Origin of the sequence: Pedosphaera parvula Ellin514, assembly GCF_000172555.1 — a bacterium.
GTDB lineage: Bacteria > Verrucomicrobiota > Verrucomicrobiia > Limisphaerales > Pedosphaeraceae > Pedosphaera.
In genome coordinates, this window is record NZ_ABOX02000025.1 from 67,535 (window position 1) to 83,428 (window position 15,894).

General features: G+C 51.4%; 11 protein-coding genes. 5 read left to right on the forward strand and 6 right to left on the reverse strand.

Going from position 1 to position 15,894, the window contains the following annotated elements; all coding sequences use genetic code 11:
* Window positions 1–40 precede the first annotated feature (40 nt).
* The 4 genes from CFLAV_RS18610 to CFLAV_RS32675 all read right to left on the reverse strand — a co-directional run bounded on the left by CFLAV_RS18610 (window position 41) and on the right by CFLAV_RS32675 (window position 6,643).
* Window positions 41–1,342, reverse strand: coding sequence for a PrsW family glutamic-type intramembrane protease (locus CFLAV_RS18610; RefSeq protein WP_007416343.1), 1,302 nt, complete (start codon window positions 1,340–1,342; stop codon window positions 41–43).
* 107 nt (window positions 1,343–1,449) lie between these two features.
* Entirely contained in the window at window positions 1,450–3,234 is a 1,785-nt protein-coding gene (locus tag CFLAV_RS18615) for a hypothetical protein (protein ID WP_007416344.1), read from the reverse strand.
* A gap of 97 nt (window positions 3,235–3,331) precedes the next feature.
* The gene (locus CFLAV_RS32670; RefSeq protein ID WP_237712418.1) at window positions 3,332–4,231 is read right to left on the reverse strand and encodes a class I SAM-dependent methyltransferase; all 900 of its coding nucleotides are present in this window, start codon (window positions 4,229–4,231) and stop codon (window positions 3,332–3,334) included.
* 45 nt (window positions 4,232–4,276) lie between these two features.
* Window positions 4,277–6,643 carry a PQQ-dependent sugar dehydrogenase gene (locus tag CFLAV_RS32675; protein WP_050785854.1) on the reverse strand — a complete coding sequence of 789 codons (2,367 nt, stop codon included), beginning with the start codon at window positions 6,641–6,643 and terminating at the stop codon, window positions 4,277–4,279.
* 175 nt (window positions 6,644–6,818) lie between these two features.
* On the opposite strand from CFLAV_RS32675, the gene CFLAV_RS18630 reads away from it, so the two are divergent.
* Both CFLAV_RS18630 and CFLAV_RS18635 read left to right on the forward strand, forming a co-directional pair.
* Entirely contained in the window at window positions 6,819–7,052 is a 234-nt protein-coding gene (locus CFLAV_RS18630; RefSeq protein ID WP_007416347.1) for a hypothetical protein, read from the forward strand.
* A gap of 179 nt (window positions 7,053–7,231) precedes the next feature.
* Entirely contained in the window at window positions 7,232–7,459 is a 228-nt protein-coding gene (locus CFLAV_RS18635; RefSeq protein ID WP_007416348.1) for a hypothetical protein, read from the forward strand.
* 29 nt (window positions 7,460–7,488) lie between these two features.
* On the opposite strand, the gene CFLAV_RS18640 is transcribed toward CFLAV_RS18635, so the two are convergent.
* A complete protein-coding gene (locus CFLAV_RS18640) occupies window positions 7,489–7,947 on the reverse strand; it encodes a GNAT family N-acetyltransferase (protein WP_007416349.1) in 459 nt (152 codons plus the stop codon).
* A 175-nt stretch (window positions 7,948–8,122) separates the two neighbouring features.
* Between CFLAV_RS18640 and CFLAV_RS18645 the strand changes: the two genes are divergently transcribed.
* The 3 genes from CFLAV_RS18645 to CFLAV_RS34230 are packed head-to-tail and all read left to right on the forward strand — an operon-like array spanning window position 8,123 to window position 13,616.
* Entirely contained in the window at window positions 8,123–8,524 is a 402-nt protein-coding gene (locus CFLAV_RS18645) for a BlaI/MecI/CopY family transcriptional regulator (protein ID WP_007416350.1), read from the forward strand.
* A complete protein-coding gene (locus CFLAV_RS32680; protein ID WP_007416351.1) occupies window positions 8,521–13,422 on the forward strand; it encodes a M56 family metallopeptidase in 4,902 nt (1,633 codons plus the stop codon). The genes CFLAV_RS18645 and CFLAV_RS32680 overlap by 4 nt, the downstream gene beginning before the upstream one ends.
* Before the next feature lie 59 nt (window positions 13,423–13,481).
* Window positions 13,482–13,616, forward strand: coding sequence for an entericidin A/B family lipoprotein (locus tag CFLAV_RS34230; RefSeq protein WP_007416352.1), 135 nt, complete (start codon window positions 13,482–13,484; stop codon window positions 13,614–13,616).
* 432 nt (window positions 13,617–14,048) lie between these two features.
* Here the strand turns inward: CFLAV_RS34230 and CFLAV_RS18660 are convergent, their stop codons facing one another.
* Window positions 14,049–15,833 carry a LamG-like jellyroll fold domain-containing protein gene (locus tag CFLAV_RS18660; protein ID WP_007416353.1) on the reverse strand — a complete coding sequence of 595 codons (1,785 nt, stop codon included), beginning with the start codon at window positions 15,831–15,833 and terminating at the stop codon, window positions 14,049–14,051.
* Window positions 15,834–15,894: the final 61 nt, after the last annotated feature.

The window sequence follows — 15,894 nt, forward strand, 5'->3', positions numbered from 1 at the left end:
TCGAGTTGAGTTGTATGTTTCAGCAGCAGACGGGCAAAAACTAGATTTTTGTTTCCAGAGATGGAGGTGATGGCGGCTCAACAACAGTTGGAGTCGCCATGGATCGAACCGCGATTTCGGCAGAAGCAGCCTCGCGCTGCTCGTCGCGCACCTGGCGCAGTCCTTGTTGGACGAGGCCCCAGATGATAAACCAGGCGGCGGTTCCCAGTAAAAAATCTTTAAAGAAGTCGGAAGCTCCGGAATTTCCCGGGTGAAGGTTCCAAATCATATGCAGAACCATGGCTACCAGCAGCACTTTGTAAAATCGCGGATTAAGCAAGGTTGGCAGGGTAATGGGCTGGTCCCTCTTTACCCGCCAGAGGGCGGCACCGACCATCGCAGTCCAGGCAATATGCATCAGCGGAGCCAATATGCCGCGGAACTCAATATTATTCATCATGGCCTTGCTGCCATAGCCTTGGGCGAGAACGCTCAGCGCAAAGCCGGCACTTTCGAAGATAGCGAAACCGGTCCCGACTGCCGCCCCAAACAACATGCCATTTAAAATGTATTTATAACGCGGGCTTCGAATGATGAGAATAAGCGCGGCCAGTTTGCCAAGTTCCTCCACAATGCCCGCGCTGGAAGCTCCCAGCCAATTCAAATGGCCAAAATCATATCCAATGAGCGAGATAAACATGGAAGCCATGCCGCCGAATCCCATCAATACCACCAGACGATAAAAGGAAATATTGCGAGGCGTATTCAGTTCGAAGAATAAAATGAGTGTGGCGATTGGCACCGTGGAGGTCCCCATTAAAATAAGCCCGGGAACGAGGCTGAGATTCGCGAAGGCTTTGAATGTCAGGACAAAGCCCAAATAAAGACCACCAAAAATAAGCAGGAACCGCGCAAAGAGCCAGGGCTTGGGCCAGCCGGTTTCCACCTCCGCGATTTTTGGCGTCGTGGTTGGGGTGCCAACAATCAGATACTCCTCCATCTCGGCAACCGTGCGCTTTTTAAAAGTTTCCGAGAATATTCCACTCAGGCTGAAGCCTTCCAGTTTTTCTGTGCCGGCGACCTGGTTCAACGTCTCGCCAATCTGATCCAGTAAACTCTTCGGTCGAACAGTTGCGGTGCCAGGCAAAGGTGGCAGGTCCGGCCCCACGAACCGGCCGGCGCGATAGTCATTCAAAACCTCGCCGATGGATTGCCATTGGCTCGAACCCTTGGCAGCGACGAGGGTGTCTTCAGAGACAGTCCCAGCAGCCATGAGAGCGGAAAGCTCCTCCATCGAAACTGGTCCGCGCACCTTTGTGTGCTGCAGATAGTGCCACTCCGGTTCGTTCGGCCCCGAGTTCATGAACTGTTGTTAAGAGAAACTCACGGCAAACTCAAGGGTGAACATGTCTGGAGGAAAGAAAACGGCAGAGCGGTCAGCTCTGCCGTTGTTCCCATTTCCATCTTCCTCTAGCGCCAAAAATAATTCCACTTGTATCCCAGTTCGACACGCTCGCCGGGCGTCATCTCAAATTTCCAAGTCATGCGACTCACTGAATTCATGTGGTTCCACCAGTCAGGCCAGCCGTAGGAATAATACCAGCCAGGGCGCGCCACCCCTGATTCTTCATCTTCAAAGCCACCCAGTTTCTCAACCTTCGCGTCACGATTAGCGGAATCCACATTGCCCAGCACGTAACGGGTCACTTCCAACCTGGCGGGCTCTTTGCGGTGATTAACCAGTGTGACTTTACCGGCCAGATCGACACGCACATAGTGATTTCCTTCGAGAACCAAGGCGTCGTTCTTGCGGCCGGTTTCGATGTCAGATTTTTTGGCGAATATTTCAACGGCTGTGGTAACTGTCAGATCGCTCTCCGACCCAATGGCGGTATAGGTCATCATACCTTGGGAAAGGACTTTTCCATCGCGAAGGATTAAGGCCGGGGCGGTCGTCAGAGGGTAATGGCTCTTATTGGATAAACGGATTTTATGGATCACCTTGGGGGCATTGAGCAGGCGGGAGAGTTCCCGTTGCTGACCATTATTATTGCGACTGAGCTCGGGTGGCGGGGCAAACGGCAGTTCAAGGGTGAAGACATCCTCGTAGGGAATGGTGAACTCGGCAATGGGCACCACCATGCGCTCTCCTTTTTTGAGAGTCAGGTGACCGGCATTGAAAACAAAGAGATCTTCGTTTTTGGAAGCATCTGCATCAGGAGCGGAGTCAGAAGCATCCTGGTCACCCGTAGAACGATAATCCGATGCGCGATAACCCTGCTGAGTCATGATGGAGTTGCTGAAATTTGCGGCCAATGCATTATTACCAAGATTTCCGCCCGGTTGAGTCTGGAAGAATTGCGATAGTTGCGCAGCGGTTTCCTGCAGGGCAATCGGGTCGATGGTTTCCTTGAAGGCAAACGTAGGAACGCCCACCACCAGATTGACATTCGCATCTTCAAAATCCATTAACTCATTGATCAATGTGGCTTGCAGACGAATCAGTGCCTTGCCGTTTCCATCGATGGTTACTTTGTAGCTTGGAATCCAGCGCACGCCCTTTTGTAGATAAAGCAATCCGACCTCGGCCTCGCTCGAAGCTTTGTGATTTCCCCAATCCAGTTTAAGTATCAGGAGATTGCGAAATTCTTCGGCGGCGGCGGTCGACTTCTTCATTTCCTTGAAGGTGACGTCCTGAATGCGGTCGACATTGACTGCTTTCACTCCTTCCGTTGTTTTCAGTAATATCACATGGCTGAGCTCGGGAAGTTTTTCCGGGGAATTAGGCGGGCTGGTTTTGGCCAGCTCTTCAGAACTGCGGGTGGGAAAACCGACGATGGTTGCCGGGTACCGATTGGTGGCATTTTCTGTGATGATGGCCTCAACTCCAATATTGGCTTCTAGGAGTTCACGGATGCTCAGGGCGGTGCGTTCGATGGATACGCGCCGTTGACTGGCAACCACACTGTTGAGTTTTGCGTGTTTATCAGCGGAGTAAGGCCAGAATGTTCCGATGACGGGCGTGGGTAGATAATCCAGCAAGACATTGCCTTTGGCGTCCGTCGGGAGGGAGCCATGTTGATCTACGAAGACGTGACCGTCCTTGAAGACTGTGAGCTCTTTCACCGGCATGCGTCCAAGGGCTTTAAGCGGCGCAGCCTGATCTGCGTGAGAGTTCAGGCAGACCAGTGAAACGCTTGCGAGCACCACACCTAAACAGCGGGACATGCCGGCACGGGAAGAAATCGTTTTCATGGGTTAAGAATACCCATTGCAGCAAAGCAGTTGCGAAGCAGGTGTAAGGAAGTTGTAAAAGATTTGTATGAGCGAAAGACGGGAGAGGCGGCGGGAGCTATTTTTTGCGCAGGACAACCACGATATTGTCCGTGAGCGAAAATGCACCGAGCAACTTTTCAGTTGCCTTGTAAAGCCACATCACCGGCTTCAGCATCCCCTTCTGCTTGTAAGCTGTCGTGCGCTTGAGCAGATTGGCGCGCTCCTCATCCGGCACTTCCGTCCCCTTTGCGCGAAAGTCTTTGAGAATGACGATGGGATTGAAGTGCATGGACCTGTAATCAATCACGGTAAAGTGCGGCTCGACGAATTTTTGCAATGTAGCCCTCGTGAAGTAGTTCACATGCGGCGCAAAGATGTAGCGATATCTGGCCCCAAGCAGACGCACGGCCAGAGATTGCATGTTCGGAACAAGGATAATACACAGGCCGCCTGGCTTGAGAATGGAAACGGCCTTTTCGAGAAAGCGTTTCGGCTCGCTGAGATGCTCCATCACTGCCCAAAAGGATATGACGTCGAATTTTTGATTACCGAAATCATGAGCAAGAAAATCTCCGCGAATCACGGGGACACCACGGCTTTCCGCGTAATCCAGGGGCGCGCCGCTGACGTCGGTTCCAGTGACAACGTAGTCATTTGGGAAACGAGTTTTGAGTTGGTAGAGGAAGGCACCAGTGGAACAACCCACATCCAACACCTCCCCTTTTGAACAGTGGGAGCGAAACAGCTTCAGTTCGCGTTCGAAGCGTACGGGTGAATAATCACTCTCCACCTTGGCAGGTGACAAATAAAAGGGCACGCCGGCCTGGTCATAATAGGCGCCGGTGACAAGTTCCTGGGCGATGGGGTTCGCGTAAATCATGGAACAATGCCCGCATCGAACCAGGCGAAGCTCTCCCTTCTGCATGACAGGGCGCGTCTGGTCCCGTCCGCATAACGGACATAGGCGATGGGTCATGGCAGAGCTCATGAGGTTCTATTTCAGCGCATCGACGATAAAAAATCAATTATGTGGAAAGCTGTTCAGCGTGTAGAAAAGCGTGTCGTGCCAAAGCTCGTCGTTATCAGCGCTCATGACATCCAGAGCATTGATCGAAGTGACATAACCTGACTTGAGTCCTTCAAGCACGAGCCTTACCCTCAAATGATCATCTGAAACCTTTGCGTTTGTCAGCTTTATCCGGGTTGCACTTTTTTCCTTCCCTTGTTGATCGATTTGAGGAGAACCGTACTTCTGGTGATACTGGAACGTAAATTGAGTAACTTCATAATTGGTGGTGTTTCCAGCGGATGCAGGGTCCACCGGTTTGGTGAAAACGAGTTCGAAACCATCCGGTTTCGCGTGTGCCTCCTGAATTTCAAAGGGCAGGTTCCCTGTAAAGGAGACTCGATCAAGTGAGTAATTCCTCGGTCCAACAGCGCCGGACCAGTGACCGCCCTTGCATCCACCCACATACAGTTTTCCATCCTTGCCATATGAGAGGCGATTGACCCCGGAAAGAAATCCCTTGCAGAAGGGCCAGACTGCTCCCTGCCATTCGCCATTCACCTTTTCGAGCATGACTCGAGTAACAATGGAATTTTGGAAATCACCGACCAACATCTGTCCTTTAAAGGGGCCGAACTGATCATCCGCAATGGTGCAAATGCCGCTGGAGGATTTTGCGAGGGACATGGGAATCCAAACCGCCGGAGGCGCGAAGTTGGTGGGATTTTCAAATTGCCACCTCGGAGCGGGAGTGGTGGAAGGATAACCATAAAATCGGCCTCGCTGCAGGTGGTTTAACTTGCAGGCACCAATCCAATTCCCTTCGTTGTCGGTCATGAATAAATCCCCATCCGGTCCGTAAGTGCCAAAGCCATTGGGAGAACGCAGGCCGCTGCAAAATGGCTCGAGACGGCTGCCATCATCGCTGATTTTCACGCACCACCCTTGATAAGGGGCATCATAAACGCCGTGATTGCCCGTAATGTAAACATAGAGGTTTCCGAATCGATCAATTTCAGGTCCAAAGACGAAGGCATGATAGTTTCCGGTATAGCCCCAATCGGAACTGATGTTTTCAAAAAGATCCGCTTCCCCGTCACCATCGGTGTCCGTCAGGCGGGTAAGTTGCGCCTTTTCGGTCACATAGATTTTATCCTGGATTACTTTGAGACCGAGCGGCTCGTTCAATCCACTGGCGAAACGATGATAACGGACCGCCTGGAGATTACCTTGAGGTTTTTTGACGATGTAAACATCCCCCGTCCAAGTGGAAACGGCGAGGTCCCCGTCAGAAAGCCAGTCCATCCCGGTGACCATGAGATTGATTTCCCTGGGAAGCGGAAAATGTTCAACCCGGTAGAATCTGTCACCGTCAAACCTGCCCGGCATGGAGCCATCGCCACCGGTTTCAAAAGGTTGTCGTGGTTGGATGGCAGGTTTTAGTTCCGTTTTTAATGCTCCCTCGACGAACTGCTGTTCGATTTTTGGCCAGGAGTTTGTAGTGAAAACCGCCGTCACAATTTGAAATCGCAGGATTTCATCGTGTGGCGGGATTTGTAAAACAACCCGCGCTTCAGTGCCACAGATGCGATTAGTTCGATAAGGTGTTTCATGGACCCGGGTTGCACTCTCCTGAACCAAAACCGAATCGTAGTTTACCTCTTTTGTTTGGGGCAACCACCTGAGTCTGGCATTGCTCTTCCAGAGTGTGACCAAGCGATTCGTGGGAGTTTCAATAAGCACCAGGTTGGCGAATCTGGATTCGGAACATTTTTCACTTTGTGCGTGGGCCAAATAGAACAAAGTCTCCGGGCATGGCCCTAATTCAAACTGGCGCACGACCACCTGAGTTCCGTTCAACGACGCTTGGAACGGTGATTCTTCAATACGCACACGGTTTCCATTGAGACGCGCCTCGTAGAGCAGGCTAACCATTCCTTTTCGGGTGTCGATACCGATGAAATTCGCACCGGGCGGAACGCCAGGTTGGCCAGGGGCATTGGTAATAGCTGACCAGGAAAGCACCGGTGCGTTTCGCCAAAGAACAGGCCCGCCAGGCTCGCAAATATAACGTTCCGCGCTGCCATTGTAGGGCGGACCATAGAGATTGAGGCCATTGCCGGTCCAAACCGTGTGGGTGCGCATCAGCTCCGGATCGAACGCAAGGTGAAGATTGGTGGCCAAAGGAATGATAATGCTACGACTGGACTCCTGCATCGGTGCGCGCCTGAAAAGTTGACCGGCATGATCATGTTTCTGCATGGATGGCGACTGAACAGCCCTTTTGGCTTTGGCCGGTTCCTGGGCCTGGACTGAATGGAACCAGTCACCAAGCAAGGCTATAAGCAGCCAGACAAAGAATAAGTGGCGCGCGATCGGCATACAGGTATCAGACAACAATTTCTTTGGATTGCCAAGGCTGGGCGGGGAAAGGAGCGTCGCGTTTTGGAAGCAGGAACCTGATGCCGGAGTGTGACAGTCGATCAGAAATTCGCAAAGCTTAGTAGCAGGTATAAACCCCATGGCAGAAAGGCTGGCAGACAAGGTATAAAATTACATGGTCAATGATTCTTCACCGGAGCAATTTCCGATTCGATTGCTCCAGCACAAGCAAACACACTTGTACTATAAGAGTCCGGGTGATTGGACTTCCAGCTTGGAAGAAGCAGATCATTTCACGGATCTCTCCAGCGCGGCACTCATATGCCGGCACCAACATCTGGAAGAAGTGGAAGTAGTGCTGAACTTTGGACAGCCGACCTACGATATCCGGCTTTCAGTTTTGCCATAGCCTTCACCTGGCCCAATTCCTTCAAGCCAAACCTGTTTGCTTCATAAGGGCTTCATTTCTTCACGTCCAAAACAATCATTTTCGTGGTTTTGACGTTTCATTTGTAGGACAGACACGGACAGTTTAATCAGGCTTTCGTACATGGTTGACATTCAAGGCCGGTTTTAGAGTGCCTGCCGATGAAGGTTCTGATTCTAGATGAAGACAGCCGATTATTTTTGGGTTATAACGAGTGGACAGATATGCCTCGGGAAGCGAAGGACCTTGGCTTTACCGCTCATGCTCACGCGGTTGCCACGCAACTGGGCCTCAAAACCTTCCAGATTCTCTTTTATTTTCCCGATATCGACTCCAAAGTGGTGGTATCCAACAACGGATCGCAATCCAACCAGCAGAGCAAAGTCTAGAGCCACGAGGCATGAGAGTTTGCAACCATCTAAGAGACGGGCAAAAACGCCTCCTTCGGACCGATGGTTTTGCGCATTAGCATCTCCGAAGCTCCCATAATCACATAATTCTTCAGTTCCCCAATGCATTCGTAATCCAGCCGGTGGTAGAAAGCTTGAGCGCGTGGATTGAAAGATGAAACACAGAGGAAAACATTCGGACTTTCGCGGAAGATCCGTTTTTCAGCGTATTGAAGGAGTTGACGTCCCACGCCCTGACTGCGCCACTCAGGCATAACCGCGAGGGCACGAATATAACCGGCAAAAGCGCCTTGCATGTTGACCATAACGAAACCAACGACATCCCCGCCGACGCGGCCGATGTAAACTTCCATCGATGGATCAGTCAAAAGGTTATAGGCGTGTTTGAAATCACGGCGCAGAGTCAGCCATGGTTCCGAACCGGCCATCAGCTCAGCACCGATGCGGGCCTCCTCAATGTTTTGCATGCGTTGAATGAGAATATTGGCTCGACTGAGTGAGTTCTGAGAATTGGCGTCCACACCAGCAGAATAAACAAAGCCACCAAACCAAGACAATAGCGCTGGGGATGCATTTAAATCATCCTACGAAAGTTTTCGTTGACATCTACGACATCATTCGTAGTATCTGCCGCCAACGCCAATGACATTTAAAAAACCTTCTTCTCCAAAACCCACCGAGGCTGAACTCGCGATATTGAACGCGTTATGGAAGCTCGGGCCCAGCACCGTGAGGGCTGTTCACGAGGAGCTCAATCAGAACCAGGAGCAGGAGTCTGGTTACACGACGACTCTTAAGATGCTGCAGATCATGACGGAAAAGGGCTTGGTAAAGCGGGATGAGTCGCAGCGCTCACACGTTTATGAGCCGCTCTTCACGGAGCAGCAAGTTCAACGACAGCTCGTGGGACATTTGTTGGATCGGGCGTTCGGCGGATCGGCGAAGAAGCTCGTGATGCAGGCGCTGTCAGGGAAGAAGGCGTCGCGTGAGGAAATCGCCGAGATTCGAAAACTGCTGGACGAAATGGAGAAGGGATCCAAATGAGCGGTACAGATTTACTCATTGAGTGCCTGGGGTGGACATTGTTGCATTTTCTCTGGGAAGGACTGGTGATTGCTCTTGTGCTTGCCATTGCGATGCGAGTCTTGCGGCGGGCTTCAGCAAGCAGCCGCTACGTGGCAGGATGTTTGGCATTGATGATGATGGTCGCGGCACCTGCCGGAACTTTTATACATCTCACCAAACAACACGCACCAGTGTCAGAAGGAGCTTTTCAGCCGCGAATGGAAAGCTTACCACTGGAAATCACACCCAGATTCGTGCCAATGCAGGCAGCAAAAGTGGTGGTTACGGAGCAAAAGAAAACAGCTTTAAAAATGACCTTGTCAGAACGGCTGACGCCGCTTTTGCCCTTGTTGGTGGCTGGTTGGGCGGTTGGTGTTATCTTACTTGCCTTGCGATTATCCACCGGGTGGTTGCGGGTGAAGCGCTTGAAACGCCTCGGCACTGAGTCGATGGAAGAAATCTGGCACGCAAGATTGGCGGAGCTTGCTGGTCGTTTGCACATAAAGAAGACGGTGCGGCTCTGCAAGTCAGTATTGGTGGAGGTGCCGACAGTAATCGGCTGGTTGCGACCTATCATTTTAATGCCCGCTGGTTGCCTGGCTGGCTTGAGCCCGGCGCAGGTGGAATACATTTTGGCACACGAACTGGCGCATGTGCGCCGGCATGATTACCTGGTGAACCTGCTGCAATGCCTCGCTGAAACCATTTTGTTTTATCATCCGGCAGTATGGTGGGTATCGAAGCGCATTCGAGAAGAGCGTGAAAATTGTTGCGATGACGTTGCCGTGAGTGTGTGCGGCGACCCGTTAGGATATGCCAGGACCCTGGCGGCCTTGGAGGAACTGCGCGGCAGCCAAAATCAATTGGTGATGGCGGCTGCCGGCGCTCCCCTGCTCCAACGAATTCGACGTTTGTTGGGACAAGCAGAGAGAAATCCAAGTCATCAAGCCTGGCCGCTGGCGGGAATCATTGTCCTGCTGCTGGTGGCAGCTTTGACAATTGGATTGAGGAGCAGCCGTGCGGTTGCAGACCAGACTCAAGAGACGATTTCAAAAACAAACAAATTAGTCACAGGCCGCATGCTTCCGGCAAATGCCCGGAAAACTTTCGTGCAATCTGACAAATCGTTGACGGGGGCACAGTTGCCACAGATCGTTGTTCAGTCCAAATTTTTTGAGGTGGATGAAAAGGATTTTCCAAAAGCTATTTTCAATCTGCCAGCGGTATCAAATGCTGTTTGCGCGATAGCAACTCCCTGGCAACCAGTTTCCGCTCCTAAAGAGCAATGTTTCACGGGCATGTTGACCGGACCGCAGTATCAGGCAGCGGTGAAACAATTGGAGATGGCAAGCTGCATTGATATGCTCACCGCTCCCTCTGTTATCACGCAAAGCGGTCGGCAGGCGCAGATACAGGCAGTTGATCTAATCGAGATACTGACCAATGCCAGCCCAAGTGCCGCGAAAATGCAACTCCCTTTTGGACCAGTGCTTGATGTGCTTCCAACGGTGACGCCAGACAAGCTCGGTGTGCAACTCACTGGAATCGCGACCGTCACCATGCTGCTGGATGCGCCAAGCGTGGTATTGCCACGCATTCAATTTACTCAACTGAGCACGGAGATGACCTTGAAGGATGGACAAACGCTGGTGATGGGTGGATTGATGCCGGAAACGATCACCATAGTGAAGGACAGGGTTCCAGTGCTGGCTGACATCCCACTTGCAGGCAGATTGTTCCGGAGTGGAAGCACTTCGAAGAGCAGGAAGTATTTGATAGTCTTTGTGACTCCGACCCTCATCAACCCGGATGGAAGCCGCTATCATGCAGATGATACAAAGCCGACTGAAGCAACTGTGCTCCCGCCTGAAACGTTGCTATTCGAAACCAGACTGTTACTGGATGCTGGTAAAATTGAGGAAGCGGAAGTGAAGCTAAATTTAGTGGCTGAAAAGGATCCACTGAATCCAAGGATTGCAGGTTTTCGAGAATTGATTCAGAAAGCAAAGCAGAATCAGGAAACGATCAGCATTCAGGGAGAAACGATTAAGAACGCTGCCAAGTTATCCATTCCGGGCCTAAGGACAGACATTCCCTTACATTCCACGGGTGCAAACCTCAGCTACACATATTATTTAAAGAATTATGACTCCAGCAATCGAATACACAAACTCCTCTCCGTTCGCATTCCCGAGGTGGCTTTTAATGGAGTTTCTCTGACTAATGCGATCGAGGTGCTGAATGCAAAAATAAAAGCAACCGGCTCAAATGATGCAGGCATCCAATTAGCACTTCCCCCCGATCGACTGAACACCGGAACGCTTCCCGATGCGGTCCTGGCGCAAAGCATATCGGACAATTTGCACAGCCCGTCACCAACAGGAACAAATAACGAGGTGGATTTTGGGCAGTGGAGAGCGGCCGCGAAAAAGGGCGAATCAGTCAGAACGCGTGGGGGAAGTGTTCACATCAAGCCCTTGAAGATCATGATCGATCCTGCCCTCAAAAATGTGACGGTGGCAGAGGTCCTCGAAGCGGTGGCGAAGAGTTTGAACGCTTCGGCAGAATACAGAGTTGAACAAGATAAGGTGATGGTTTCATTCAAACTCAAATCAATCACGGATTCGGATGGCAAATTCTACAAGGGAGTAATCAAGACCAATATCCTTTCACAGGATTCGGATGTGAGAACAAATGCATTGGAGGTTCATACAAACCAAAGCGCACCCACTTATGTAAAGCATGGAGAAGTTCTTGATGTTAATTACCCTAGTAAAGGAGGCACTCCAGAAGAAAAGCTACAAGAGATGGTAAAGCAGCTTCCATTGCCCAATTTCATCGCGAGAACCAATTCTGTGAAAACCAGCAGTGGTCGGCAGGCGATCTTGTCGAAACTGGACCGCATCCGTGTGGACTCAATCGAGTATGATGGTCTGCCTTTGGCGGAGGTCATCAACAATTTGAGCGAAATCGCCAGAACGCGTGATCCAGACAGGGCCGGCATCAACTTCTTCATCAACCGCGAGGCTCCAGCAACCGCAACAGTAGGGGTCGTTCCAGGAGCAATCGATCCAACTACTGGTTTGCCCACTGCCGGTGCCGCATTGTCAACCGAACCGGTCGATGTGGGTGGTGTTACAGTAAAAATTGCGCCCGCTTTGACGAATGTCTGCCTGGCTGATGTTTTGGACGCAATTACCAAAACATCAGATAAGCCGATAAAATATTCCATCGAAGATTATGCAGTGGTGTTCTCCTTGAAGGGGCCGGAAACCGTCCCGCTGTTTACCAGGGCGTACCGCATCGATCCGACTACGCTTCGCGATGGTTTGGAGGCCGTCGGAGGCGTTGCCTTTGGTAACGTTTCCGCCGACAGCCAAGGTGGTGGAGGTCAACAGGGCGGTATCCGAAACGTGGACCAAACCAACTCTTACGCGGACGTTCAAATTGCCGCCCGCAATTTCTTTGCCGCTGCAGGTGTGCACTTCAATCCAGCGAACCCGGCGAATGTTGGCAAGTATTTGTTTTTTAACGAAAGAAAAGGAACACTAGTGGTGCATGCCACCCAGGAAGATTTGAATTTGATTGGAAAGCTGCTGGGGAAAATCGAGGCAGCGGCGCCTCAGAGCCAGATCAAAGCGCGTTCGGTGGAACAAGATCAAGCTCCGGACGGCAAAATTAACGTGGATGCTCCGCCAAACCATGTGGAGGAACAGCTTACCAACTCAATCGCCTCCTCTTCCAGGCAGGAGAAAGAAATCCAGCCTTACTTCACACGGTTATATCGTGTGAACTCAAATGCACTGCTGCGAGCTGTTGGACCGCTAAGACCGCAAACCGGGAATGAGCGGCTTACCTATTCTCATGTGAGTTATCCCAAAGATGGTACACAGCCAGTAACAAATCTCGTTGTTCATGATCGCGGGTTGCAAACGGCTATCAGAAGCTTTTTCGAAAAAGCAAACATAGATTTCTCTCCGACCAATCCAGTGAATGTTGGAAAATCCGTCTTTTATAACGAGCTCAATGCCACACTGATGGTGCGCACCACCCAGGAAGAGTTGGATTTGATACAGAAGGAGCTGGCAAGGATCACGCCCCCTCAAATCAACATCAAGGCGCGTTTCGTGGAAATGGATGAAACGGCCGGCAGCCAAATTACATTGGGCGAATCGATGAGAGGCATTGATTCGAAGACCAATTCCAGCATGACGCAGGTGACAACCCCCAAAGTTTCTTCGTCTGGATCGTTTCCTCCAGTGACAAATGCTTTGGCGCTTCAGTTTACGGGTGTGCTCACACCGGAGCAGTACAAGGAAGCCATCACACGGCTGGAACGGGCGGATGGAGTAGACCTATTGACGGCACCGGACGTTACCACTGAAAGCGGAAGGCGGGCGCAAATTCAAGCAGTGGATATTAAGACCATAATAACAGGCCTGACGACGGTTTATACGAATGGGACGGCAACGAATATGCTTTCCACCCAGAATCTGCCTTTCGGACCCGTGTTGGATGTTATTCCGAAAGTTTCCGCGGATGATTCCTCCATCGAGATGAACCTGGTGGCAAGCGTGACAGAATTCGTTGGTTATGATGACCCAAAGAAACTGGCAGGACAGAAGCGAACTGATGTTCAAATCCCCCTGCCACATTTTCGGCTTCGACAACTGACATCAAGCGCGAGTGTGGCGGATGGTCACACAATCATTCTTGGAGGAGTAGAGCAGAATACCCCGGGCAAGCGAGGCAAAGAAAAGCCGGGTAAGCGGAAAACTTTGCTGGTTTTCGTTACCCCCACACTCATCAATCCGGATGGCAGTCTATATCATCCTAAAACAGAACAGGCTGCGCTCCGGGAAAGCAAGAAGCCATAAGGCTCCAAGTAGGGAAACAACCACTGGAGAAGGGTTTTGCCTGAGGTATCGTTAGGAGTATGAAAACGCGTTTGGTTCTTATTCTCATTGCAACATCTCTCCTGGTGATGGCTGGCACGGGTTGCAACACGGCTCACGGTTTTGGAAAAGATGTTTCCAATACCGGTGACGCCATCCAGAGAAACACACCTTGATAGCTGGCATAAGCTGAAATGGGCTTCGCCAAGCCAGGGAAAGGTTTGGCACGAGCCACCTCCTGATCAATCCAGTCAGGAGGTGGCTTTTTTTGTGCGCTCCAACGGGAAATAAATAGAACCAGCAACAGACTCGCGGCTTGATTCAGGCAGCCACTAAAAGAGAACCTTGTTCGCTACCGAAACAACGGCTTGTTTGCCTTTGATTTCAAGGAATGAACCGCTTAACGATACATTCTGAAGTGCAGCCGAAGAATCAGGTGAATTGATAAAAAATGCCAGTCTCACCCGAGACTGGCTCACTCAAGAGAACTAGTATGACGGAAAAGAGGCTATCAGGGTTCCCCCGATAGGAGTATCGGGTGCTTCCCTATGGTGAGAAGGAAAAGCACCTACCGGGTGGTTTGGGACCAAGCGAGGCCACGACGAATATTAGAACTGGGAAACGCGATAAAAGCGGTTCGTATAACTGCTCGCAGCGGGGTCTGTGTAGGTAGTCGAGCCCGAGGGATTCGCTACTGTGGCGATCGCGGTCCAATTGATCAAATTGGTAGAACCGTAAATGGTGAAGTTTTTACCGGTTTCCCCCTTCAAGCCCAATGCGAGCTTCCCATTGGCATTAACCGTGGGGGTGATGGGGGCTGGGGCACGCAGGAAACCGGCACTGCCTGCTGAGTAAATGGAGGCGATTTCTGCAGGGGAAAGGTTGCGATTGAAAAGCATTATTTCATCCAGGCTTCCGAGCATGAAATCAACGAACATGGAGGGAGAGCTAATGTAACCCGCGCCGATGTAAGCGCGTGGCAGGGAAACGCTATTAGTGATGGAATCTTGAAGAACTCCGTTGGCGTACAGCATGGTGCTGGAGCTTGTCCCCACAAAAACGAGATTAACCCAGGTTCCCACCGGGGCAGTATAATTAAAGGCATAGTCACCAACCCCTGATTTAGTAACGCCGACCTTTCGAGTCCCGTTGTACTGTTCGAGTTTAAAAGTGTACGTTCCGTCGGACAATAGCGCCGCTGAAACTCCCGGCGCATCCTGGCGATTCACCCACATGGAAGCGGTCCAGGGGACCGGGATGCTCGGCGCTCCGACATTCACAACGCTTGAAGAGCCGTCGAAGTGAAACCCAAGTCCGGTTTTCCCCGCGACGAAAGAAAAGCCTTTTATGGGGGTGCCATGATAAGTACCAAATATATCGCGGCAATTTCCTTCACCCGCCCACCAATCAACCATTCCCGAAGGTGCGGGATTGGCTCCGGGAGCGTTGGTGGGATTTGCCAGAACAGAAAGAAAGGCATTGGAACTGATGGTGCTGCCGTAAGAATTCGTTACGATGACAGAATAGCCTCCGGCATTTCCAACCTGGGCGCTGGTGCGAGTAAAACTGGAAGTGGTAGCGCCGGCAATGGTGCCTGAGTTGAACAGCCATTGATAGTGAAACGGACCAGGCCCTCCAGCCACAACGCTGAACGTTGCATTTGAGCCCGCAGCGATGCTGATATTGGCGGGCTGCGCGGTGATGCTGGGACCATTGGTAATCAACTGCATAAAGTGAGACCAGTTCCAATAGACACCGGGATCGGTATGGGTGTTGCAGGTGGTGTCAATGGAAGCGTAATTGGTGGCCATGTACGTTTTCCAGGAGGCATTCTGCCATTCGCCATGAGCAATAATATGGTTACGATCCTTGGGAATGCCGTAGTTGTCGCACAGGTGACGTTGGAGATCGGCGGAGGCCCGATACATAGCCTCGGTGTACCAGGCAGGATTGTTGACGAACCCTTCATGTTCTGTGCCGAACATCCAGAGGTTCCAACAACCAACGTGGTAGGCATAATATTGCTCGCGCACCATCTGGGTGATTTCGCCAGCGGGCGAATCACTGGGATTGTTTTCGACATGACCGGAAGAATCGCTGCCGTTTTTCAGCCCGTTCACACAATAATTAATGCTGACGGACTGTGGACCGCCGCCGCCTTGAATGTAGGAAATGGTGGTAAGATAATAACCTTCCATGTCGTGGATCACACAAAACTGGTGGCCATGTCCGGAGGTGTACCAATGGCCGGCGTAGGCCTGCTTCCAAATGGCGGGCGCGTAATCAGGCTGGGCGTGGGCAGTGAATGCTGCCGAACCAAGAAAACCGAGAATAGCGGCCGCAGAGAACTTCGCCGAGGGCAGCTGCATGAGGGATGGTTTCCAATCTTTCATATAACAGGGGTGGCAAGTGGGGAATTACCTTCGCGGATTCTAAAATTGGCGTGCGACAGCA